19 protein-coding genes are annotated in these 20,971 nt (G+C 63.6%); 9 read left to right on the forward strand and 10 right to left on the reverse strand.

Features of this window, described 5'->3' with window-relative positions; genetic code table 11:
* The coding region (locus tag KUL93_RS05285) for a hypothetical protein (protein ID WP_217126040.1) at window positions 1-186 on the reverse strand (186 nt) is incomplete at its 3' end.
* Between the two features lie 104 nt (window positions 187-290).
* The gene (locus tag KUL93_RS05290; RefSeq protein WP_217126041.1) at window positions 291-974 is read right to left on the reverse strand and encodes a hypothetical protein; all 684 of its coding nucleotides are present in this window, start codon (window positions 972-974) and stop codon (window positions 291-293) included.
* Between the two features lie 243 nt (window positions 975-1,217).
* Between KUL93_RS05290 and KUL93_RS05295 the strand changes: the two genes are divergently transcribed.
* Window positions 1,218-1,691: a Dps family protein gene (locus KUL93_RS05295; protein WP_217126042.1), complete on the forward strand. Its 474-nt coding sequence runs from the start codon at window positions 1,218-1,220 to the stop codon at window positions 1,689-1,691.
* Between the two features lie 51 nt (window positions 1,692-1,742).
* On the forward strand, window positions 1,743-2,177 hold the full coding sequence (locus tag KUL93_RS05300; RefSeq protein ID WP_217126043.1) for a hypothetical protein: 435 nt from the start codon (window positions 1,743-1,745) through the stop codon (window positions 2,175-2,177).
* On the opposite strand, the gene KUL93_RS05305 is transcribed toward KUL93_RS05300, so the two are convergent.
* From KUL93_RS05305 to KUL93_RS05315, 3 genes are read right to left on the reverse strand one after another with little or no spacing between them, the layout of a single operon-like run.
* Window positions 2,130-4,643, reverse strand: a complete 2,514-nt coding sequence (locus tag KUL93_RS05305; RefSeq protein ID WP_217126044.1) for a DNA topoisomerase III — start codon at window positions 4,641-4,643, stop codon at window positions 2,130-2,132. The genes KUL93_RS05300 and KUL93_RS05305 overlap by 48 nt on opposite strands.
* Window positions 4,644-4,684: 41 nt before the next feature.
* Window positions 4,685-5,830 (reverse strand): DNA-processing protein DprA, encoded by a 1,146-nt coding sequence (gene dprA, locus KUL93_RS05310; RefSeq protein ID WP_217126045.1) that lies wholly within the window; start codon window positions 5,828-5,830, stop codon window positions 4,685-4,687.
* Window positions 5,827-6,948 (reverse strand): LysM peptidoglycan-binding domain-containing protein, encoded by a 1,122-nt coding sequence (locus tag KUL93_RS05315; protein ID WP_217126046.1) that lies wholly within the window; start codon window positions 6,946-6,948, stop codon window positions 5,827-5,829. The genes dprA and KUL93_RS05315 overlap by 4 nt, the downstream gene beginning before the upstream one ends.
* Before the next feature lie 74 nt (window positions 6,949-7,022).
* Between KUL93_RS05315 and def the strand changes: the two genes are divergently transcribed.
* The 3 genes from def to htpX are packed head-to-tail and all read left to right on the forward strand — an operon-like array spanning window position 7,023 to window position 9,365.
* Window positions 7,023-7,526, forward strand: a complete 504-nt coding sequence (def, locus tag KUL93_RS05320) for a peptide deformylase (RefSeq protein ID WP_119334162.1) — start codon at window positions 7,023-7,025, stop codon at window positions 7,524-7,526.
* A complete protein-coding gene (fmt, locus tag KUL93_RS05325) occupies window positions 7,523-8,515 on the forward strand; it encodes a methionyl-tRNA formyltransferase (protein ID WP_217126047.1) in 993 nt (330 codons plus the stop codon). Before def ends, fmt begins: the two co-directional genes overlap by 4 nt.
* Window positions 8,505-9,365, forward strand: coding sequence for a zinc metalloprotease HtpX (htpX, locus tag KUL93_RS05330; RefSeq protein WP_217126048.1), 861 nt, complete (start codon window positions 8,505-8,507; stop codon window positions 9,363-9,365). Before fmt ends, htpX begins: the two co-directional genes overlap by 11 nt.
* Before the next feature lie 59 nt (window positions 9,366-9,424).
* On the opposite strand, the gene KUL93_RS05335 is transcribed toward htpX, so the two are convergent.
* From KUL93_RS05335 to KUL93_RS05345, 3 genes are read right to left on the reverse strand one after another with little or no spacing between them, the layout of a single operon-like run.
* Window positions 9,425-9,847: a GtrA family protein gene (locus tag KUL93_RS05335; protein ID WP_217126049.1), complete on the reverse strand. Its 423-nt coding sequence runs from the start codon at window positions 9,845-9,847 to the stop codon at window positions 9,425-9,427.
* A 5-nt stretch (window positions 9,848-9,852) separates the two neighbouring features.
* Window positions 9,853-11,550, reverse strand: a complete 1,698-nt coding sequence (locus tag KUL93_RS05340) for a glycosyltransferase family protein (protein WP_217126050.1) — start codon at window positions 11,548-11,550, stop codon at window positions 9,853-9,855.
* Window positions 11,550-12,581 (reverse strand): glycosyltransferase family 2 protein, encoded by a 1,032-nt coding sequence (locus KUL93_RS05345; RefSeq protein WP_217126051.1) that lies wholly within the window; start codon window positions 12,579-12,581, stop codon window positions 11,550-11,552. Before KUL93_RS05345 ends, KUL93_RS05340 begins: the two co-directional genes overlap by 1 nt.
* A 45-nt stretch (window positions 12,582-12,626) precedes the next feature.
* On the opposite strand from KUL93_RS05345, the gene KUL93_RS05350 reads away from it, so the two are divergent.
* The 4 genes from KUL93_RS05350 (at window position 12,627) to KUL93_RS05365 (ending at window position 18,882) form a co-directional block, all read left to right on the forward strand.
* Window positions 12,627-13,511 carry a ChbG/HpnK family deacetylase gene (locus KUL93_RS05350; RefSeq protein ID WP_217126052.1) on the forward strand — a complete coding sequence of 295 codons (885 nt, stop codon included), beginning with the start codon at window positions 12,627-12,629 and terminating at the stop codon, window positions 13,509-13,511.
* 105 nt (window positions 13,512-13,616) lie between these two features.
* Entirely contained in the window at window positions 13,617-16,334 is a 2,718-nt protein-coding gene (locus KUL93_RS05355) for a cation-transporting P-type ATPase (RefSeq protein WP_217126053.1), read from the forward strand.
* Entirely contained in the window at window positions 16,331-17,989 is a 1,659-nt protein-coding gene (locus KUL93_RS05360) for a cation:proton antiporter (RefSeq protein WP_217126054.1), read from the forward strand. The genes KUL93_RS05355 and KUL93_RS05360 overlap by 4 nt, the downstream gene beginning before the upstream one ends.
* The gene (locus KUL93_RS05365; RefSeq protein WP_217126055.1) at window positions 17,986-18,882 is read left to right on the forward strand and encodes a universal stress protein; all 897 of its coding nucleotides are present in this window, start codon (window positions 17,986-17,988) and stop codon (window positions 18,880-18,882) included. The genes KUL93_RS05360 and KUL93_RS05365 overlap by 4 nt, the downstream gene beginning before the upstream one ends.
* 15 nt (window positions 18,883-18,897) lie before the next feature.
* On the opposite strand, the gene KUL93_RS05370 is transcribed toward KUL93_RS05365, so the two are convergent.
* On the reverse strand, window positions 18,898-19,854 hold the full coding sequence (locus tag KUL93_RS05370) for a peptidoglycan -binding protein (protein ID WP_217126056.1): 957 nt from the start codon (window positions 19,852-19,854) through the stop codon (window positions 18,898-18,900).
* Window positions 19,855-19,864: 10 nt separating this feature from the next.
* Entirely contained in the window at window positions 19,865-20,956 is a 1,092-nt protein-coding gene (locus tag KUL93_RS05375; RefSeq protein ID WP_217126057.1) for a hypothetical protein, read from the reverse strand.
* Between the last annotated feature and the right edge of the window lie 15 nt (window positions 20,957-20,971).

The following is a 20,971-nucleotide window of genomic DNA, read 5'->3' on the forward strand; positions in this document are numbered from 1 at the left end:
GACGCTTGCGGTCACCTCATCGAGTTTTTGATCGAGGTGGTTGATGTGGTTGTACTGGCTTTTGAGAAGGAGCGTATTGATGTCTTCCTGGGTCAAGCCCTCCCCGCGGGAGAACTTCTCTTCGATCTCCCGCACCTTCGGGGTGATCATTTCGATGAGCATCTCATCGACGCGGGTCTTTTTCATTGGCGGCTCCGTGCGCCATGAGCTGTTCGAAGTCGATTTTAGCTGATCCCTCCCAGATTGTGTCGCTCGATACGGAGGTCAGCTCGATCAGGAGTTGCCGAAATTCACCACGTCCTTGGCGTAAACCCAGGCTGGTTTCTCACCACCACGTCGTCGTCCGCTTGCACGAGCACATAAAGCCCTTGCTTCTCGGCATAGCGCACCACCTCATCAGGTGCGCCCATCGCCGCTACCGCCCCATGCAAAAGCTTATCGGCATACTCGGGAAACGCCGCTTTGAAGCGCGAAAGGCGCTCGAGGTGTTCGTCGACATCATCAGTGGTGAGGCGGCTTTTGCATTCCACTGCGATTGCATGATCACCGTTGATCACCAAAAGGTCGATCTCCATCACCGTTTGCCCGGCGTCATCACGCGCGCGCACATTCGGCATCACCCGATGCACCGGAATGCCCTGCTCTTGAAAAAGGCGCACCACCGCAGGTTCGACCATGTCCTGCACGAACTGCCCCAGGCGGTTTCCGAGGCGCCCCAATTGGCGCTCGAGCGCACGGATCCGGCGGTCAGTTTCCTGCATGCGGCGGTCGGTCTCTTTGCCCGACTCGCGCAGTTCGCGAATGAGGCGGTCGGTCTCTTTGCCCGATTCGCGCAATTCGCGAATGAGGCGGTCGGTCTCTTTACCCGACTCGCGCAGTTCGCGAATGAGGCGGCCGGTTTCCTGCAACTGTGCGCTGTGGGCAAAAATCATCGCCTTGAGGTCGTCCCAAGAGATTTCAGCGGCGGTGGTCATGGTGTGGGCTCCTCTTGATCCGCACTTTCTTGGGATTCTATCTTAGCCATGCAATTTGATGGCAATCTGCTTTGTTCGGCAAGGCCCAAGATCATCGCTTTGAGGTCTTTCCAGGAAATACGAGTCGGCCTCCCGGTCCTCTTTCTTGCCCATCCCAATCGTCGCGATAGGTCTTTTTGCCTCGCATTGCGGGGGTGGTGCTGCTATAGTGTAGGTTGTGAACCAAACCGGAAAGGAGCCATCATGGAACCGAAAATCGACATCGGCATCGCCGACGAAGACCGGCAAGCGATCGCGCAAGGACTTGGCAGACTCTTGGCCGATACCTTCGTGCTCTATTTGACGACGCACAATTTCCACTGGAACGTCACTGGTCCGATGTTCCAGACGCTGCATACGATGTTCATGACGCAATATACGGAGTTGTGGAACGCGCTCGACGAAATCGCGGAGCGGATCCGCGCACTCGGCCATCCGGCACCGGGGAGTCTTTCGGAGTACCTGCAATTGACCCGCCTTTCGGAAGTGCGCGGGGTGCCGAAAGCGGAGGAGATGATCCGGATTTTGGTTGCCGGGCACGAAGCGGTGTGTAAAACGGTGCGTGAGCTCGTGCCGACCGTGGAGCGGGCCAACGACGAGCCGACGTTGGATCTCCTCACCCAACGGCTCCAGATCCACGAAAAGACGGCGTGGATGTTGCGCAGTCTGCTTGCGTAGCGCTTGCTGCGGTGGCTGCGTGGATTCGTAAGCGGTAGGTTCGGCAGGGCAATGAGGCGTTTACAGCAACGCCGGTGGGGATCCGCACTGGCACGGACGTTTGCCAGTTGGTGGGTCGAGGTACGCGGCTGGGCGGCCGCCACCGCAACGCCGCAGGGGGCGACTGTGGCGCTGGCGGTGGTGGGGTTGGGTCTCTTTCTGTTCGGGCTCTGGGTGTTTGTCTTCGATTGGGATCAACTGGTGGCGCTCACCCACAACAGTGGGCGCTGCGTCCAATACCTCACCGGCCCAAAAGCGGCGTTTTTCATCGTCGCGACCCTCACCGCGGTGTTGTTGTCGCTCTTTTTCATCGCGGAGGCGGTTTCGCTCTACCTGCACCGCCGTCGGCGCAGACAGCGCTGGTCGAATTGGCTCGTGGGGCTCGGGGTTTCGAGTGCGCTACTCTGGGGCGCGCTCTTTTACGGCCTTGCGGCGTGGTGTGTTTGATTCCGGAAAGCGAAATCCCACCTGACCCGTGGCATCGAGGGTCAGTTGCGCTTTGAAGCGGCGGCGGGTCCGCGCCGAAACGAACCCTTCGAGTACGCGGGTGGTCTTTTCCCGCAGCAGTTCGGCGGCGACTTCCGGGGAGATCGGTTGCTGCAGGATGGTTGCCGCAAGGCGAAAGTCGCACGTGGGCTGCGGCGTGAGGCTGTTGCGACAGCGGTAGCCGTTTTGCCAAAAGAGGACGTCGCTGCCACACTTCGGACAGGGGCCAATTACTTCGGCGTTTGCGAGCGCTTCGCGCTGCGCTTCGGGGTCAAGGGGTTCTGCTTCGTTTGCGAACGCGAATTTCGGTTCGTGGTTTTCGTCGAGTTTGAGTTCGGCGGCAAATGGCCGTCCTTGCTTGCTGCGAAAGCCTTCAAGCGGTCCCACCCGTCCGTTGCGGATCAGGGTTTCGGCTTCGTCCGCGCTCAATTCCCGCCCTGCGATCTGCTTGAAGAAACCCCAGCCGCACGTTTCGCACTGGAACTTCTTGTAGTTCTCTTTGATGACGCCGCCGCACTTCGGGCATGGCGTGCTCAAGGTGGCGTAGTCACCCGGAACCGTTTCTGCGTCGTACCGTTTGGCGCGCTCGACGATCTCGGCGGCCATTTCGCGGATCGACGCCATGAAGGCGTCGCGCGGGATTTCACGCTTTTCCATGAGCGCAAGGCGGTGCTCCCACTCTCCGGTCAGCTCCGGAGAACGCAGCAGCTCGATCCCAAGCCCTTTGAGGAGCGTCATCAGCGAAAAGGCTTTCGGCGTGGGGATGAGCTCGCGTCCGTCGCGGATGAGGTACGCATCTTCGATCAGCCCTTCGATGATCTGGGCACGGGTCGCGGGCGTTCCCAAGCCGCGTTCGGCCATCGCGGCGCGCAGCGCTTCGTCTTCCACGAGTTTACCGGCACTCTCCATCGCGGAAAGAAGGGTAGCTTCGGTGAAACGGGCGGGCGGTTTGGTGGTGAGCGCTTTGGCTTCGATCGCTGCAACCTTCGCGGTTTCGCCTGGCGCCAGCGGCGGAAGCGTCCCCGTTGCGGTTTCGTCGTCCGTTTCGCCCTGTTTGCCATAGACTTCGAGCCAGCCGGGATGCACCAGCACCTTGCCTTCGGTTTTGAACGCGTCTTCACCGACGCGGCTGATGCGGGTGGTGATGCGGTACTCCGCGGGCGGGTAGAAGATCGCAAGGAAGCGGCGCACCACTAGGTCGAAGAGTTTCGCTTCGGCGTCGTTGAGGTGCTTGGGACGCTCGCCCGTGGGGATGATCGCGAAGTGGTCGGAGACTTTGCTGTTGTCGAAGATCCGTTTGTTGGGCCGCACCCAGCCGTTTGCGAGGATCTTGTCGGCGAAGGGCTGGTAGCTGTCCGGGAGTTGAGCCAGCGTCTCCCGCACCGTCGCGATCATGTCTTCGGGGAGCGCTTTGGCGTCGGTACGGGGGTAGGTCAGCACCTTGTGCCGCTCATAGAGCGCTTGCGCCAGCGCCAGCGTCTGCCGCGCGGAAAAACCGAATCGGCTGTTCGCTTCGCGTTGCAGGCTGGTGAGGTCGAACAAGAGCGGCGCCGACTGCTGGCTCGGTTTGCTGCGCTCTTCGACCGTGGCGGTTTGGCCGCGACAGCGATCGACGATCGCTTGCGCCGCTTCGGCACGCCAAAGCCGGTAGGGGGTGGCGTCGGGGTCGTCCCCTTTTTCGAACGATTCACAAAACCAGCGGCCGCGGTAGGTGCCAGAGGAGATCGCGAATTCGGCTTCGACTTCCCAATAGGGGCGCGGGGTGAATGCGCGGATCGCTTTTTCCCGTTCGACCACCATCGCAAGCGTCGGGGTCTGTACCCGTCCCACGGGTGTCAGTTGAAAGCCGCCCGATTTCGAGTTGAACGCCGTAAGCGCACGCGTGCCGTTGATCCCGATCAACCAGTCGCTCTCGGCGCGCGAAATCGCGGCTTCCCGCAAACCGGTGAGCGCTTCGTGGTCGCGCAGCTCGGCAAAGGCGGCGCGAATCGCTTGCGGTGTCATCGACTGCAGCCACAGCCGTTTTATCGGTTTTTTGACGTTGCCGTAGGTGACGATGTAGTGAAAGATCAGTTCCCCTTCACGCCCAGCGTCACAGGCGTTGATCAAACCGACCACGTCTGTGCGCTTCGCAAGGCGCAGGAGGAGTTTCAGGCGGTCTTCGCTCTTTTTGATCGGTTGCAGGTCGAAGTGGTCGGGTAGAACCGGAAGGTGGGCGAACGACCATTTGCCCCGCTTCGGTTCAACCCCTTCCGGGGTTTTGAGTTCGAGGAGGTGGCCTACCGCGGAAGAGAGGACGTAGTGGGCCGACTCATAGTAGTCCTTTTGCCGCTGGAACCCACCGAGCGCCCGCGCGATGTCCTGAGCCACCGAGGGTTTTTCCGCGATGATGAGCCATTTGCCGTTGGTAGGTGTGGTGTCGTTCATGAACCGGGTTCCTGTTGCGTGTCTTGTCGTTCGGGAGGGCCTTAGGAGAGGCGTTGGTAGCAGTCGCCCGGCAGTTTCGCAACCCGCCCTTCGAGCTCCCATTCCAAGAGCCGGGCGCTTACTTCGCTGCTGGCAAGTCCCGTTCGCGCTACGAGCGCGTCGAACGGCACCGGGTCGAAACCCAGCGCCTGCCAGAGGGGGTCGTCAGGAGGCGATGGCTCGGGCGGCTGCTGGGGGTAGTGATCGGGCGTACCGACCCCAACCGCTGCGCCGCTACCCGCCGCTGCGTGAGTGGGTTGGGGGGCAAACGGTAGCGGCGGCGTTTGCCATCGCCACTCTTCAAGGATATCTTCGACAGACTCGACCAGTTTCGCTCCTTCCCGGATCAGGCGGTGGCACCCCTTAGCCAACGGGTTATGGATCGAGCCAGGGATTGCGAAGACGTCGCGCCCCAGTTCTGCCGCAAGCCGCGCAGTGATGAGCGAGCCGCTATTGACTGCGGCTTCGACGACGAGCGTCCCGCGGGAAAGCGCCGCGATCAGCCGGTTGCGCCGGGGGAAGTGGTGGGGCAGCGCCGGGGTGCCGAGCGGAAATTCGCTGACGATCGCGCCGTGTTGCGCGATGCGTTGCGCCAATTGGCGATGCGCGGCGGGGTAGACGCGGTCGGCACCGGTGCCGATCACCGCAACGGTGCGGGTGATTGCCCCTTCGTGCGCTGCGGCGTCGATGCCTTGCGCAAGGCCACTGACCACGGTGACGCCCGCCTGAGCGAGCGCTTCGGCAAAGGCGCGCGCCGTGGCTTTCCCCGCGGCGCTGGCTCGACGGGCGCCGACGATCGCAAGCGCATCGCCGCTCAGCCACGCCGGGTTGCCGACGACGTAGAGCACAAGCGGCGCATCAGCAAGATCCAGGAGTGCTTTCGGGTAGCCCGGAGAAGCAAGGGTGAGCAGATGGTGGTTCGGTTGCGCAAGCCACGCGAGCGCTGCGTCAAGGAGCGCTTCCGCAGGCGGAGTTGCAAGCGCTGCCGCAACCCTTTCGCCCAATTCGGCAGCTACCCGCGAACGGGGCTGTGCCAGAACCTCTTCCGGTAACCCGTAGCGCGCCAGCAGCAGCCGCAGGTTCGCCGCCGTGAGGTTGGGGTTGAGCGTGAGGGTGAGCCAGGCACGGGCTTCTTCGAGCGACGTCATGGCGCGCGCGCGCGATCTCCCAAACGGACCGAATCGGTGGTTTCGAGCACCAGCGCGTAGGCTAAGTGCGGAAAGGTGCGAAAGACCATCGCAACACCGTACCGTTTGGGCGGTAACGGCACCGGTTGCTTCGTCTCGGGGTCGGTGATCGCGCCACGGTCACGCCAGAGCGAGACGATATGACCGCGCTCGAGCCCTTCGTTCTCACCGGCATCGAGCAAGATGACCTCGTACGCGCCGCTTTCGGGCGTTTCTTGCCAGAACCGGACCACTTCGGCGTCGAAGTCGGGGTCCGGCGCGTGCGGGACGAAATTGGTGAGCGGCTCGGATTCAGGAACGAGCACGCGGTCCCCGGCGCGAATCTCCGCGACCGTTTTGGTGAGCGTGAGGATCGCACCTTGGTGGGGATCGTCGCTGAACGCGACTTCGGCTTCACCCAGATAGCGCGCTTCATACCCAAGCAGGGTTTTGCCGTCGCGCCGGGTGATCGGTGCTGCAGAGCGGAAGAGTTGCACGCGGCGCACCCCTTCGGGAATCCCCACTGCGAACGCTCGGTCGAAAAGCCCCGCGATCGTCCGTCCTTCTTCAATGCCGACCACACGTCCGGCGTTTGCGAGTTCGCGGTGCGTTACGACTAAAGGACGGGTGAGGAAGGGATTGACCGCAGCAAGCGGCAGCGTTGGGATTGCGGCTTCGAGCGGCGTGTGACGAAGCGTCGGAAAGCGCTTTTCGTAAAGCAGCGGCTGTGCGACGCGTAGCCGCTGTTGCCTGCGGTCAAGGAGCAGTTTTTGTCCCGGATAGATGCGATGCGGATTGGCGATCGCTTCCCGATTCATGCCCCAGAGCGTCGGCCACTGCCAGGGGTCGTCGAGGTAGCGGCGGGCGATTCCCCACAGCGTGTCGCCACGCTGGACGGTATAGAGCTCCGGCGCGTCGGCGCGCAGCGTGAGGGGCGGTGTGGCAGGGCGCTCATGATGCTGTTGGACTGCGGGCGCGGCTGTAGGGGCGGCTACGGGGCGCGCGCCTGCCTCCCCCGTCTGCGCGCGCACGAACGCGGGTGGCGCTACCAGCGCCAATGCGGTGACCAACTGCGCGTAACGCTTTATAATGCCAACCATTCTTGTCCTTTGCGCCTGTGTTTTCGCGCTCATTCTAAAACAATTTTTTCTTGAGACAATAGGAAGACCCAACGATGGCTCTGCTACCGATCCTCCATTACCCCGATCCCCGCTTGCACCGCAAAGCGGAAGCGGTGGAGCATGTTACGCCGGAGATCCGGCAACTGGCAGCCGATATGGCCGAAACGATGTACGAAGCGAACGGCATCGGCCTTGCGGCAACCCAGGTCAATGTCCTCAAACGGGTGATCGTCGTCGATGTCAGCGAAACGCGCGATCAGCTGCAGACTTTCATCAACCCGGAGATCGTTGCGAAAGACGGCGAAGTGGTCAGCGAAGAGGGGTGCCTTTCGGTCCCGGGTATCTACGACAAAGTGAAGCGTGCCGAGCGGGTCACCGTGCGGGCGCTCACGCTCGACGGCGAGACGGTCGAATTCGACGCCGAAGGGCTGCTCGCGGTCTGCATCCAGCACGAGATCGACCACCTCGACGGCAAAGTGTTCGTCGATTACCTCTCTCCGCTCAAACAGTCGCGGATCAAAGCAAAGCTCGCCAAGCGCGCGCGGATCACGGCATGACGCTGGATTCTGGTGTCCGAATCGAGCGGGTGGCGTTTGCCGGGACACCCGAATTCGCGGCGCGCGCGCTGGCTGCGATCCTTGCGGCCGGGTATCGGGTGCCGCTTGTGCTCACCCAACCCGACCGACCGGCAGGCCGGGGGATGAAGCCTACGGCAAGTCCGGTCAAACGGATCGCGCAAGAAGCGGGTGTGCCGGTCTGGCAGCCGGTGACCCTCAAAACGCCGGAAGCGTGGGGGGCGCTCGTTGCCGAACCGCCCCCCGATCTCTTGGTGGTGGCCGCGTACGGCTTGATTCTGCCGCGGGCGGTGCTCGATTGGCCCCGTTATGGCGCGGTGAATCTGCACGCGTCGTTGTTGCCCCGTTGGCGTGGGGCGGCACCGATCCAGCGCGCGATCGAAGCAGGCGACGCCGTGACCGGCATTACGGTGATGCAGATGGACGAGGGGCTCGATACCGGCCCGATGATCGCACGGTACGAACTGGCGATTGCACCAGATGAGACCGGCGGGTCGTTGCACGACAAACTGGCCGTACTTGCGGCACAGGCGATCCTCGACGTCTTGCCCGATTTGCCGCAGCGTCTGGCGGCGGCAGAGCCGCAGCCCGAGGTGGGCGTGACCTACGCCCACAAAATCGATCCCGCCGAACGGCAACTCGATTGGCAACAACCTGCTCCGCTTCTCGAACGCAAAATCCGCGCGTTCGACCCCTATCCGGGAACACAGACACGCTGGCGGGGGCAACCGCTCAAGGTGTGGCGCGCAGTATTGGCGCCTGACGTGCCGGCGGTTTCCTCCGGAACGGTGGTGGCGGTCGATCCGGCGCGTGGGGTTCGGGTCGCGTGCGGCGAAGGGAGCCTGTGGCTCACCGAGCTGCAGCGAGCGGGCGGCAAACGGCTCGCTGCCGCGGAATTTTTGCGCGGCGCGGCGGTCGAAGTGGGGGAAAAGCTCGGAATGGGTAATGAGGAGGATCTCGATGTTCGGTAACTGGCTAAAGACCGGATTGTTGATGGCGGCGATCGTCGCGCTTTTTGGCGCAGTGGGCGCGGTGATCGGGGGGCAGCAAGGGATGCTCATCGCGCTTCTTTTCGGCGGGCTCACCAACCTCTGGGCCTACTGGTTTTCCGACAAAATGGTCCTATCCATGTACCACGCGCAAGAGGTGGACGAGCTCACCTCTCCCTACCTCTACCGCATGGTGCGGGAATTGGCGCAGCGCGCCGGGATTCCGATGCCGAAGGTCTACATCATCCCGGAAGCGCAGCCCAACGCGTTTGCCACCGGGCGCAACCCTGAGCACGCGGCCGTTGCGGTCACGACCGGTATTCTTGAGCTTTTGAACGAACGGGAGCTGCGCGGGGTGCTCGCGCATGAGCTCGCGCACATCAAGAACCGCGATATTCTCATCTCGACGATGAGCGCCACCGTGGCCGGTGCGATTTCGGCGCTCGCGAACTTCGGGATGTTCTTTGGCGGCCGTGACGAAAACGGCCAACCGACCAATCCGATTCTGACGCTCCTCGTGGTGCTCCTTGCGCCGCTCGCGGCGATGATCATCCAGATGGCGATTTCGCGCACCCGCGAATTCGGCGCCGACGCAGGCGGGGCAACGATCAGTGGCGATCCGTTGGCGTTGGCGTCGGCACTGGCGAAGATCGAAGCGTACGTGCAGGGCATTGCGCTTCCCACGGCGGAGAGCCACCCGGAGACGGCGCAGATGATGATCGCAAACCCGCTGCGGGGCGGTGGCGTGATGCGGCTCTTTGCCACCCACCCCTCGACCGAGGAGCGGATTGCGCGGCTTCAGGCGATCGCGCGGCAGATGGGGCGCTATTGACCGTTCCGCTCCCTTCCCGTCACGTGCGGCAAGCGGGGCAGTGGCGGCAAAAAAGCGCATCACCGGCGGAAGGTCCAGAGGCGGTTGGCCCCATAGTGCCAGAAGAAGAGGGTGACGGTCACTGCGACCTGCGCAGCAAGGTAGGGAACGTGCGCAACCGCCGTCGCAAGATAGATCAACCCGGTGTTGAGGCCCCACCCGCTTGCGGCAACCAGCAGAAATTTGGCGAGCGCTTCGCGGTGGCGGCTCTGGGTTTCGGGAAAGGCCCAGCGCCGCGCCAACAGGTAATTGACAAGCGCGCCGACGAGAAAGCCCAATGCGGTGCCCTCGGTCGGCGAGCGGTGCCCCCATTCGACCAGCGCGATCAATACCCCATAGTGGGCTGCGGTACCAAAGAGGCTTGCGGCGGCAAAGTGGGCAATGCGCCGCAACCCCGCGCGGTAGCGGGCGATTCCCTCACAATCTTTTGGTTTTTGGCGCATAGCGGTTAGGGAATCTGCGCGTCGGGCGGACGGCTGTCGCGCACGTCCTTGAGGACTGCGAGCGCGACGCCGCGGCGCGAAACGGTTGCGATCGTTTCGCCGTCGAGCACATAGTGGCAGTTGTCGTGGGTGGTGGAGAGATAGAGGTCGGCGTCCTCCCAATCGTTCACGACGACAACGTTCTCCGGTAACCACGGCTCGATCTGAAACCCCTCGGCGCAATAGGCGAGGTTGGCCACTGTACCGGGGGGTTGTTGCGCCAACCACGCGCGGATTGCGGGGAGCAAAGCGCGCGTGGCGTCACTCCAGTAGTCGGTTTCCCACGCGATATCGGCCTTTTCGAGGTCGCCGGCAAGGGTGTTGTAATAGACGTGTTCGTACGGATGAAGGGTGGCATTCACCCAAGCGACCCAAAGAAGGTTCGCGCCCCCGACGAGCGCAACGCCAGCCATCAGGGTGCGGCGCGCGCCCTGGGCTTTGCCCAGCGCTTCCCCAAGCGCAGTCCACCCGGCGGACGAAAGGGCGATGAGCCAAGGGACGAGAAACAGGAAGTGGCGGATGCCGTTATAAAGCGGCGGATGGGAAGCGGTAACAAAGGTGAGCACAAAAACGGCGGCAAAGACAACGAGCCGCAGACGTGCTTGCCGTTCTGCCGGAAAGCCGAGCCCTTCTCTGCGGCCAAACCGAAACAAGAGCCAAAGGAGTAGCCCGAGCCACACCCCTTCGGGGAGACGAACGAGCAAGTAGTGCAGCAGATAGAAGGGGCTTACTTGACTGTTGCGCAGGCGCTCTCCATCTTCCCATGTGTAGATATCGAACGCGAAATGGGAAAATTTGGTGAGCGCCAGCCAGAGGTGGTCCCAGCCCATCACGCTCCACGGCCAGGCAAACGCGGTGATCGCAAGCGCAACGGCACAGCCAGGAAGCAGCGACCAGAGCCAGTGAGGGATCCGGCGTGCGAGGGAGCGAAGCCTCGTGCCCCACGACGGGGTCCCGCTGAGAACGTCTGAGGCTCGGGGGGTGTCGGGTGCGGGGCGGGGCCAGAGGGTGTTCATCACGAACCCAGCGGCGAGGAAGAAGGGGATGAGCACGGCGCCGACGCGAATCCCGAGGGCAATCCCGGTTGCCACCCCCCAAAGGAGGAGATGGCGGCGGCGTAACCGCGTGGGTTGCTCGGCAACGCGCACGGTGTAGTAGAGCGCCCAGACCATCGCGGCGGCAAAGGGAATATCCTTGGTGTGGGTGAAGATCGCGCCCCAAAACGGCCCGGTCAGCAGGGTGAGCGCAAGGGCGACCCCTTCGCCCGTTGTGCCGGCGACGAGCCGCGCGAGCCGCGCCGTACCCCAGAGCGCCAGGAGGCCAAAGGTTGCGGTGAGGAGATGACGCCACGGCCACCATTCCCAGCCGAACGCGCGTGTTCCTGCCGCGGCGATGAGGTCGAAGAGTCCGCCGTAGAGATAGAGGTTGCTGAACGACAGGAAGGTTTTGTCAGTGGCACCCGAAAGCCAAAAATCCCAGAGGAGCTCGCCGTAGGTGTGCTGTACCCATTCGTCGTTGCTGGGGGTATGGCGATCGTACCCCTCTGCGATGAAAGCGAACGCCACCACCCAGAGCACGAAGCGCGCGATCTGAATGGGCGCAAAGCGCTGGCACAGCAATAGGCAGGCCCCCCCGCGCCGCAAGACGTTACCGAGCGCGTCCATTATTTGCGCTCAGGTTGTGCTGGTGGCGCTGCCACGCCGAAGCCGGGGGCAACGCCCGGGTCGGGCAGATTGGCAACTTCCCCCACCAGGTAGAGGGGGCGCCGTTTCACCTCTTCGAAGACGCGGCCCAAATATTCCCCCAGGACACCCAGGCTGATCAACTGCACGCCAGAGAGGAACAAGATCGCTACCATGATCGAGGCATAACCGGGTACGTCGCGCCCAAAGACGAGGGTGCGGAGGATGAGGTAGCCCCCGTAGCCTGCCGAGAGGAGCGCAACGAGCGCGCCGATGCTCGACCAGATGTGGAGCGGCAACGTGGTAAAAGAGACAAGCCCGTCGATTGCGTAGCGCCAGAGCTTACGCAGCGACCACGCGGAACGGCCTGCGTGGCGCGCTGCAGGGCGAAACGGGATCGTCTGGTGGGTGAAACCGACCCAGTTCGCCAACCCTTTGAGAAACCGTTTGCGCTCCGGAAGCGCGTTGAGCGCAGCGACGACGCGCCGATCAAGCAGCCGGAAATCGCCGCCGCCGGGGGTGAGCGCGACCTCGGAGATCGCTTGGTAGAGCCGGTAGAAGAGCCGTGTGAGCGCACGGCGCCACAGCGGGTCGGTCTCCCGGTCGGTGCGTACCGCAGTGACGATCTGCGCCCCTTGTTGCCAGAGCGCGACCATCTGCGGAATCAGTTCTGGGGGGTGTTGCAGGTCGGCGTCGAGGATCACGACTGCCTGACCGCGTGCGGCATGCAGTCCGGCGGCCATCGCCGCCTCTTTGCCGAAATTGCGCGCAAAACGGATCCCTTTGACGCGCCGATCGCCTGAAGCAAGCGCGGCGATCTCCTGCCAGCTGGCGTCGCGACTCCCATCATCGACCAAAAGGATTTCCCAGCGATCCGATTCGAATCCCTGTGGCACTTCGTGCGTAAGCAGGGCGGTTGCGGCATCGAGCGCGGCGCTCAACCGTTCATAGAGCGGCGCTAGGCCTTCGGCTTCATTAAAGACGGGGACGACGGCAGAAAGAAGGGCTGGCATCTTGCGGTAGACTCAGCAACCGATCACTGGGGTGTTGTCCAGACTATGACCCAAAAAAAGGAAAAAGTTCGCAACGGGGAAACGCGCTCCGAAGGCCGTCCGATTGTGCTCTGTGCCGACGATTTCGGTTTGTCTCCGGGCGTGAATGACGCGATTATAGAACTGATTGCGCAAGGAGCGATTACCGCAACGAGCGTGATGTCGGGGCAACCGTTTTGGTCGACAGGCGCTGCGGCGCTGCGCAGCGTTGCAGCGGGACGAGCCGCGGTGGGTTGGCACGTGACACTTACCGAACAGCAGCCGGCATTTGCGCACGGGAGGTTGGCCCGTTTGGGGCGGCTGCCGCCCCTCAAGACGCTTCTGGCCCGCGCCTGGACCCGCACGCTGCCGCTTACCGCGGTCCGCGACGAACTCGCGGCGCAACTCGATGCGTTCGAAGATCAGTGGGGTGCTGCGCCCGCGTTTGTCGACGGCCATCAGCATGTCCATCTGTTGCCGGGGGTGCGGGAGGTGTTGCTCGAGCTCCTGCTCGAGCGCTATCCCCCCACGAGCTTTTGGGCGCGCGACACGGTGGAGCCGATTGCTGCGATCCGCGCGCGCGGCGTGGGCGTGGGCAAAGCGGCGTTTTTGTCGCGCTTGGGGCGGCGGTGGCGGGCGCTTCTCGATCACCACGGCATTGCCCGCAACGAGGGTTTTGCTGGTGCGCACGATTTCGCTGCGGCGCCGCCGTTTCGTGCCAAATTTCAGGCGTTTTTGCGCCACGCGGGGCCGCGGCCGCTCCTTTTTCTCCACCCAGGGATTCCGGACGCGGCGCTTGCTCGGGTCGAGCAGCTGGTAGCGGCGCGCGCCTGGGAGTATGCTTACCTCAAGAGCGACGCGGTTTGGGCTGATCTGGCTGTAGCGGGATTACGGCCGGCCGTGACGTGGTAAAACGTCTTCACGCAATCCCGCCTCACTGGCGCCAACTCGTTGGCCGATAGGAGCTGGTGTGAGAAGATGGCGTTTAGCCACCCCCAAGGTAGTGAGGCTATCGTCATGCCCACGGAAAAGGCCGTGACTTCCCCCACCTGGCACGACCGTTTGGTCGATGCTGTCTTGCAGGCGCTACAGACCAGACGCGAGGGGCTCAGCAGTGCCGAGGCTGCCGCTCGGCTCGCCTATTACGGTCCGAACAGATTGCCACCACCCAAGAGACACGGCCCGCTCGTGCGCTTCCTGTTGCAGTTCCACAATGTGCTGATCTACGTGCTGCTTGCGGCTGCGGTGGTCACCGCGCTCATGGGCCATTTCGTCGATAGCGCCGTGATCTTGGGCGTGGTGGTGATCAACGCCATCATCGGCTTCATCCAGGAGGGTAAGGCCGAAGAGGCCCTCGCGGCGATCCGCGGCATGCTGGCACCCCGTGCCCAGGTGCTGCGGGACGGTCGCCGGCAGGAGATCGACGCTGCCGAGCTGGTGCCCGGCGATATCGTCTTCCTAGTTGCGGGGGATCGTGTTCCGGCCGACCTTCGGCTGATCGTGGTCAAGGGCCTGAAGGTTGAGGAGGCGGCGCTCACCGGCGAGTCGGTGGCGGTGGAGAAGCAGACCGAGCCCGTGGCTGCTGCCGCACCTTTGGGCGACCGCACCAGCATGGCCTGGTCCGGCACCCTGGTCACTTACGGTCGAGCGATCGGCGTGGTGGTGGCCACCGGCAGCCAGACCGAGATCGGCCGCATCAGTCAGATGCTTTCCGAGGTGGAGGGCCTAGAGACGCCGCTGCTGCGCAAGATGGCGCAGTTTGGCCATTGGCTCACCTGGGCGATCCTTGCCATTGCCGCTTTCACCTTTGTCTTTGGCATCCTAGTGCACGACTATACCGCCAGCGAGATGTTCCTCGCTGCTGTGGGGCTGGCGGTCGCTGCGATCCCGGAGGGGCTGCCGGCGATCCTTACCATCACGCTGGCCATCGGCGTCCAGGCGATGGCCAGGCGCCGCGCCATCGTGCGCCGGCTGCCGGCGGTCGAAGCGCTCGGATCGGTCACGGTGATCTGCTCGGACAAGACCGGCACGCTCACGCGCAACGAGATGACCGTGCAGGCGGTGCGCACAGCCGATCACGAGTTCACGGTCACTGGTGCGGGTTATGCCCCGCACGGCGGCTTCGAGCTTGGCGGCGCCGAGGCCAGGGTCGAGGATCACCCCATCCTGCGCGAGATCGCTCGCGTCGCCCTGCTCTGCAACGACGCAACGCTCGAGCAGGAAGGCAATGCGTGGCGGGTGAACGGCGACCCCACCGAGGGGGCGCTGATCACCCTAGCCCTCAAGGCTGGGCTGGATCCGAAGTTCGAGGCCGGTGCTTGGCCGCGAACCGACGTCATCCCTTTCGAGTCCGAGCACCGTTTCATGGCTACCCTGCACCACGACCATACCGGCCGTGCTTGGATCGCCCTGAAGGGGGCGCCCGAGCGAGTGCTTGCCCTCTGTACGACTCAGCGTGCGGTCGTGGGGGAGCAGCCCTTCGACCCGGATCGCTGGCAGACGGCCATGTATGACATCGCTGTGCGCGGCATGCGGCTGCTTGCCTTGGCGGTCAAATCGGTGGCTGGCGAGACGCGCATGCTCGAGTTTGCCGACGTCGAGGCAGGCGGCTTCACTCTGCTGGCGATCGTGGGCATTGCCGACCCGCCGCGCGAGGAGGCGATCCGCGCCGTGGCCGAGTGTCGGGCGGCAGGTATCCGCGTGAAGATGATCACCGGCGACCACGCTGCCACGGCGGCCGCGATCGGTGCCCAACTCGAGCTTGCCGACGAGATCCGCGTACTCACTGGTTCGGAGATCGAAGCGATGGACACGGTGCGTCTGCGACGGGCGGCGGTCGAGACCGCGATCTTCGCCCGCGCCAGCCCAGAGCACAAACTGCGCCTGGTCGAGGCCCTGCAAGCGCAAGGCGAGGTGGTGGCCATGACCGGCGACGGCGTGAACGACGCCCCGGCCCTGAAACGCGCCGACGTGGGGGTAGCCATGGGGATGAAGGGGAGCGAGGTGGCCAAGGAGGCGGCCGAGATCGTGCTCGCCGACGACAACTTCGCCACCATTGCCGCCGCGGTCGAGGAAGGTCGGAGGATCTACGACAACATCCGCAAGGCGATCGTCTTCATCCTGCCCACCAACGGCGGCCAGGCCGGCGTACTGGTGGCGGCCATCGTGCTCGGCCTGCCGCAGTTACCGATCACCCCGGTGCAGATCCTCTGGGTGAACATGGTTACCGCGGCGACCCTAGCCCTGGCGCTCGCCTTTGAACCGGCGGAGCGCGACATCATGCGCCGTCCGCCGCGCGATCCTCAGGGGGCGATCCTCACCCCCTTCATGCTTTGGCGTATCGCTTTCGTTTCGGCACTGCTGGTCGCGGGCAGCCTGGGCCTCTTTCTGTGGGAACTGGGGCGGGGCGCTAGCTTGGAGGTGGCGCGCACGGCCGCTGTCAACCTGCTGATGGTGGGCGAGGTGTGCTATCTCTTGAACTGCCGCCACCTGACGAACCCAGTGCGCTTATGGGAGGGGATGACCGGTAACCGCTGGGTGTGGATCGCCATCGCCGCGCTGCTCGCGTTGCAGCTTGCCTTCACCTATGTGCCGGCGATGCAGCGCCTCTTCCACACGGCGGCGCTCGACCCTGCAGCCTGGGGGCGGATCCTCGCCTTCGGCGTGTTGGTGCTGCTTGTGGTGGAACTGGAGAAGGCGGTGGTGCGGCGCCGTAGAAGCCGGAGCGGGTTATGAGCGCCGCCCCCTTTGCCGAGATCGCTCTGCTGTTGGGATTGACCGCCGCCGCTGGTGCCGTGGCCACGCGGCTCAGGCAGCCGGTATTGATCGCTTATATCGCTGTGGGCATCCTGGTTGGACCGGCGGTCTTCGGACTGGTTCGGGCGCACGACCAGATCGACCTGCTGGCCCAGGTCGGTGTGACCGTTCTGCTCTTTCTGGTCGGTCTCAAGCTCGATCTTGGCCACGTGCGCCACATCGGTCCGGTGGCGCTCGCCACCGGCCTGGGGCAGCTCGGCTTCACCATCTTGTTCGGCTTTCTGATCATCCTCGCGCTGGGCAAGGGCGTGATGGAGGCGCTCTACGTCGCGGTGGCGCTCACTTTCTCCAGCACCATCATCATCGTCAAGTTGCTCTCCGACAAGCGGGAACTGGATTCGCTGCACGGGCGCATCGCCGTCGGCTTCCTGATCGTGCAGGACATTGCTGTGGTGATTGCGATGATGGCGATGAGCGCGATGCGCGGCGCCGGCGAGGCGGAGCTCTGGATCGTGGCGGGCTCCCTGCTCGCGCGGGTGTCCCTGGCGGCCTTGGCCATGTTCGTCCTCATGCGCTATCTGCTGCCGCCCCTGGTGGCGATCATGGCGCGCTCCCAGGAGCTGCTGCTGATCTTCGCCATCGCCTGGGGCACGGGGTTGGCGGCCCTGGGCGAATGGGCGGGCTTCTCCAAGGAGGCAGGCGCCTTCCTGGCCGGCTTCTCGCTCGCCTCCACCAGCTACCGGGAGGCCATCGGCGCCCGGCTGACCGGCATCCGCGACTTCCTGCTGCTGTTCTTCTTCATCGACCTGGGGGCCAAACTGGACTTCTCCACCCTGGGCGATGAGGTGTGGCCGGCAGTGATCCTCTCCGTCTTCGTCCTGATCGGCAACCCGCTCATCGTCATGGCCATCATGGGCTGGATGGGCTACCGCAAGCGCACTGGCTTCCTGGCGGGGCTCACCGTCGCCCAGATCAGCGAATTCTCCATCGTCTTCGTCGCGATGGGCATCAGCCTGGGCCATGTCGGCATCGAGGCCCTGGGGCTCACGACCTTAGTTGGGGTGGTGACCATTGCGCTTTCCACCTATATGATCCTCTACGCCCAACCGCTCTATGAACGCCTCTCCCCGTGGCTGGGCGTTTTCGAGCGGCGTCGGCCCTACCGCGAGTTGGCGATGGAACGGCAAGCACGGGGTGCCCCCGTACCCGACGTCGTCGTCTTCGGGCTGGGGCGCTACGGCGAACGCTTGGCCCAACGGTTGTCGGAATCGGGTTTTTCCGTGCTCGGTGTCGATTTCGACCCCGAAGTCGTCAGACGGCTGCGTCGCCAGGGGTTGGCGGTGCGTTTCGGCGACGGTCAGGACCCCGATTTCCTGGAGAGCCTTCCCCTGGACGGGGTACCCTGGGTCGTGAGCACCCTACCGGACCTCGAATCCAACCGTGCTCTCCTGCAGGCCTTGACCGTGCGTGGTTACAGCGGCGGGGTTGCCATCGTCGCGCGTGACGAGGCGCAAGGTGTGGCGTTAGAGCGCGCAGGCGCAACCACCGTGCTCTATCCGTTCCGCGACGCGGTGGACTTTACGGTCGAACACCTCGCAGCGAAGATCACTTCCCACCCGAAGGAGGGCAGATGACTGCCATTAAGCGCATTCTTGCCGCTACCGACCTCTCTGCCATTGCGCAGCATGCTGTGGCGCGCGCTTTTCGCCTAGCCGCGGCGTGCGGCGCCGAGCTCACCCTCATGCATGTGCTCAACCAAAGCGCTATCGACCGACTAAACGGATTGTTCGGCGCAGTGGTCGCTTCGGTCGAGCAGCGCTTGATCGATACGTCGCGCGAATCGCTCGCCCAGTTGGCGAGTGACTACGGGGAAAAATTTGGCGTGAGCGCGAGTTTACGCCTAGTCAAGGGGCGCGTGGTGACGGCGATTTTGGACGAAGCTGACGCGTTGGACGCTGATTTCATCGTCGTCGCTGCCCGTGGCGAAGGTTTTTTGGGAAGGCTGTTGCTCGGCACCACCGCTGAACGCCTACTGGGCCGCTCCCTCAGACCCATTTTGGTGGTCAGACAGAGGCCAGACCGGGATTATCGGCGCGTTCTGGTTGCCGTCGACTTCTCGCCTGGGACGGTTGAGGTGATACGCTTTGCCCAGGCGGTCGCGCCTGATGCGGAAATTATTCTCTTTCACGCTTATGAGATTCCGTTCGAGTCTAAACTGCGCTTTGCGGGTGTCGGTGAGGAGGCGCTTGGGCACTACCTTGCGGCCGCCCACGCCGATGCACTTGCCAAGTTGGAAGATCTCAAGGCCGCTGCTGCGCTCGAGAGATCGCTTATTTCCGTGCGCGTGCAGCATGGTGAGGCTGCCCGACTCATTCTCGCCCTAGAAAAAGAGCTGGGGTGCGACCTCATTGTTCTAGGCAAACAGGGTCAGGGCATATGGGAAGTGCTGCTCCTTGGTGGCGTCACCAAGCATGTGCTCGAAGAATCGGCGGGGGATGTTCTGGTGGTCAACCAGCGCAACCCTTGATTGCAGCGGTCGCAATCACCGCGTGGTCAGCCGCAGTTCGATGCGGCGGTTGCGTGCGTAGGCTGGCGGGGTATCGCGCGGGTCGATCGGGTGGTATTCGCCGTAACCGGTCGCAGCAAGGTGCTCGGGCGGAATGCCAGCGTCGCGCAGAACCCGTACCACCGCCATCGCACGCGCGGTGGAGAGTTCCCAGTTGGAAGGGTATTGCGGGGTATTGATCGGGCGGCGGTCGGTGTGCCCTTCGATCTGCAACACCCAAGGAAGCGTGCGGGGAATCTTCGGGGCGAGCGCCTTGACCACCTGCGCCACCTGTTCGATGCGCTTCCGCCCTTCGGGGGTGAGTTCCGCCGAGCCGCTGGGGAAGAGGATGTCGTCGGCAAGGAGGAACCGTTCGCCCTCGATGCGCACGTTGGGGTTGCCTTCGAGCGCTGCTTTGAGTTGCGCAAAAAGTTCGGAGCGGTACTGTTCGAGTTCGCGCAAGCGGACGATCAGCGCGAGGTTGATCGCTTGCTCCAGTTCGGCAAGTTTGCGCTCTTTTTCCGTTGCTTTCGCTTCGGCAGCCGCAAGCGCCGCATTGAGCGCTTCGAGCTGACGGTTGAGTTCCTTGCGAATCACGGTGTGGGCGTCGATTTCCCCTTGCAAAACCGTCATACGCCCTTCCAGTTCCAATATCCGCTGGTGCGCGGCGTCGCGTTCGCGCTCGGTGGTGGCAAGCGTTGCTTTGAGCTGCGCGACCGCATCTTCGAGCTTGCGCCCTTTCTCTTCGGCAAGCCCCAGTTTCAGCGCCAACGCTTGGAGCTGCTGCTGCAACCGGTCGATGACGTCGTCGCGCTCACCGATCGCGAACGAGAACGCGAATTGTCCGACGGTGAAAATCAGAAGCACGAAGGTGAGCGCGATGATGAGCGAAGTGGCGGCGTCGACGAAACCGGGCCAGAAGTCGAACGGGCGGCGGGGTCGTGAGCGGGCCATCCGAGCGTCCTCACCGCGGGCCGCGCAGGTTGGTCTGTGCGCTCAGCCCTTTGGCAATGAGGCGCAGTTCGTCGCGCAGTTCGTCGAGTTGCAACCGCTGTTGCGTCGGCAGTTGCGCGAGTTGCCGCACGAGCGCACGCAGTTCGCCGTGTAGTTCGTTGATCGCTTCGATTTCGCGCGCCTCACGGGAAAGCAGCGTCACCAGCCGCCCCACCTGCGCGTTGAGTTCGACAAGTTGCGCAGCGCTGTCGCGTTCTGCCCCCTGCTGTTCTTGCATCAGCCGGCGCAATTTGTCGAGGCTTTCCGCGGTTTGATCAAGGAGTGCAGCCAGATAAGCGGGCGTCGATTCCTCTTCGCTCCAACCGAAGTGTTTGAGGCGAACCCACCCGGCCAGCCACTCTTCCAGTTGGTTATAGAAGCGATTGGCGGCGTGGCCGGCTTGCAGGTCCAAGAGGCCCAAGAGAAGCGAGCCGGCAAGGCCAAAGAGCGAGGTGGAAAAGGCGGTACCCATCGCCCCGAGCGGCTCTTCGATCCGCGATTTGAGGGCCAGGAAAACCTGCAACGGGTCGCCACTCATTTCGAGCCCGGCAACGATTTCGGCTACCGCGCGGATGGTACCGATCAGCCCCCAGAAGGTGCCCAGAAGCCCCAAAAAGACCAAGAGACCAGTGAGGTAGCGGGTGAGGTCGCGTTGCTCGTCGAGGCGGATCTGCACGCTGTCAAGAATTGCGCGCGCCGCGGTTGGCGTCAGTTGCATCGAGCGGCGATCGAGCGGGGTGAGTTGCCGCGCCAACGGCGCCAACAGTCGCGGCGGCGGGGCGGTCTCGTTGCGCGAAAAGGCTTGTAGCCAGCGGATTTCCCGGTTCAAGCGCGCCACCTGATACATCGCAACCAGAATACCGACCGCAAGCACCGCAACGATCACGCCATTGAAGAGGGGGTTGTAGCGAAACGCGGTTGCAAGCGGCGCCCAGAAAAGGGCAACGAGAATCGCCGCTTGCACGAGCACAAACCCCATCCAGAAGAGCGTTCGTCCTGGGCGCGCGAAATCGAGGATCAGCGGGTCGAGCGGGGTTTCGCGCGTTTCAACCGATGGCACCATCGCAATCCTCCTTTT

Source organism: Hydrogenophilus thiooxidans, assembly GCF_019049855.1.
GTDB classification, from domain to species: domain Bacteria; phylum Pseudomonadota; class Gammaproteobacteria; order Burkholderiales; family Rhodocyclaceae; genus Hydrogenophilus; species Hydrogenophilus thiooxidans.

What these genes read in the sequence shown, in the direction of transcription:
- KUL93_RS05290 (WP_217126041.1), bottom strand. Translation starts at nt 974, where the DNA reads ATGACCACCGCCGCTGAAATCTCTTGGGACGACCTCAAGGCGATGATT.
- KUL93_RS05295 (WP_217126042.1), top strand. Translation starts at nt 1,218, where the DNA reads ATGGAACCGAAAATCGACATCGGCATCGCCGACGAAGACCGGCAAGCG.
- KUL93_RS05300 (WP_217126043.1), top strand. Translation starts at nt 1,743, where the DNA reads ATGAGGCGTTTACAGCAACGCCGGTGGGGATCCGCACTGGCACGGACG.
- KUL93_RS05305 (WP_217126044.1), bottom strand. Translation starts at nt 4,643, where the DNA reads ATGAACGACACCACACCTACCAACGGCAAATGGCTCATCATCGCGGAA.
- dprA (WP_217126045.1), bottom strand. Translation starts at nt 5,830, where the DNA reads ATGACGTCGCTCGAAGAAGCCCGTGCCTGGCTCACCCTCACGCTCAAC.
- KUL93_RS05315 (WP_217126046.1), bottom strand. Translation starts at nt 6,948, where the DNA reads ATGGTTGGCATTATAAAGCGTTACGCGCAGTTGGTCACCGCATTGGCG.
- def (WP_119334162.1), top strand. Translation starts at nt 7,023, where the DNA reads ATGGCTCTGCTACCGATCCTCCATTACCCCGATCCCCGCTTGCACCGC.
- fmt (WP_217126047.1), top strand. Translation starts at nt 7,523, where the DNA reads ATGACGCTGGATTCTGGTGTCCGAATCGAGCGGGTGGCGTTTGCCGGG.
- htpX (WP_217126048.1), top strand. Translation starts at nt 8,505, where the DNA reads ATGTTCGGTAACTGGCTAAAGACCGGATTGTTGATGGCGGCGATCGTC.
- KUL93_RS05335 (WP_217126049.1), bottom strand. Translation starts at nt 9,847, where the DNA reads ATGCGCCAAAAACCAAAAGATTGTGAGGGAATCGCCCGCTACCGCGCG.
- KUL93_RS05340 (WP_217126050.1), bottom strand. Translation starts at nt 11,550, where the DNA reads ATGGACGCGCTCGGTAACGTCTTGCGGCGCGGGGGGGCCTGCCTATTG.
- KUL93_RS05345 (WP_217126051.1), bottom strand. Translation starts at nt 12,581, where the DNA reads ATGCCAGCCCTTCTTTCTGCCGTCGTCCCCGTCTTTAATGAAGCCGAA.
- KUL93_RS05350 (WP_217126052.1), top strand. Translation starts at nt 12,627, where the DNA reads ATGACCCAAAAAAAGGAAAAAGTTCGCAACGGGGAAACGCGCTCCGAA.
- KUL93_RS05355 (WP_217126053.1), top strand. Translation starts at nt 13,617, where the DNA reads ATGCCCACGGAAAAGGCCGTGACTTCCCCCACCTGGCACGACCGTTTG.
- KUL93_RS05360 (WP_217126054.1), top strand. Translation starts at nt 16,331, where the DNA reads ATGAGCGCCGCCCCCTTTGCCGAGATCGCTCTGCTGTTGGGATTGACC.
- KUL93_RS05365 (WP_217126055.1), top strand. Translation starts at nt 17,986, where the DNA reads ATGACTGCCATTAAGCGCATTCTTGCCGCTACCGACCTCTCTGCCATT.
- KUL93_RS05370 (WP_217126056.1), bottom strand. Translation starts at nt 19,854, where the DNA reads ATGGCCCGCTCACGACCCCGCCGCCCGTTCGACTTCTGGCCCGGTTTC.
- KUL93_RS05375 (WP_217126057.1), bottom strand. Translation starts at nt 20,956, where the DNA reads ATGGTGCCATCGGTTGAAACGCGCGAAACCCCGCTCGACCCGCTGATC.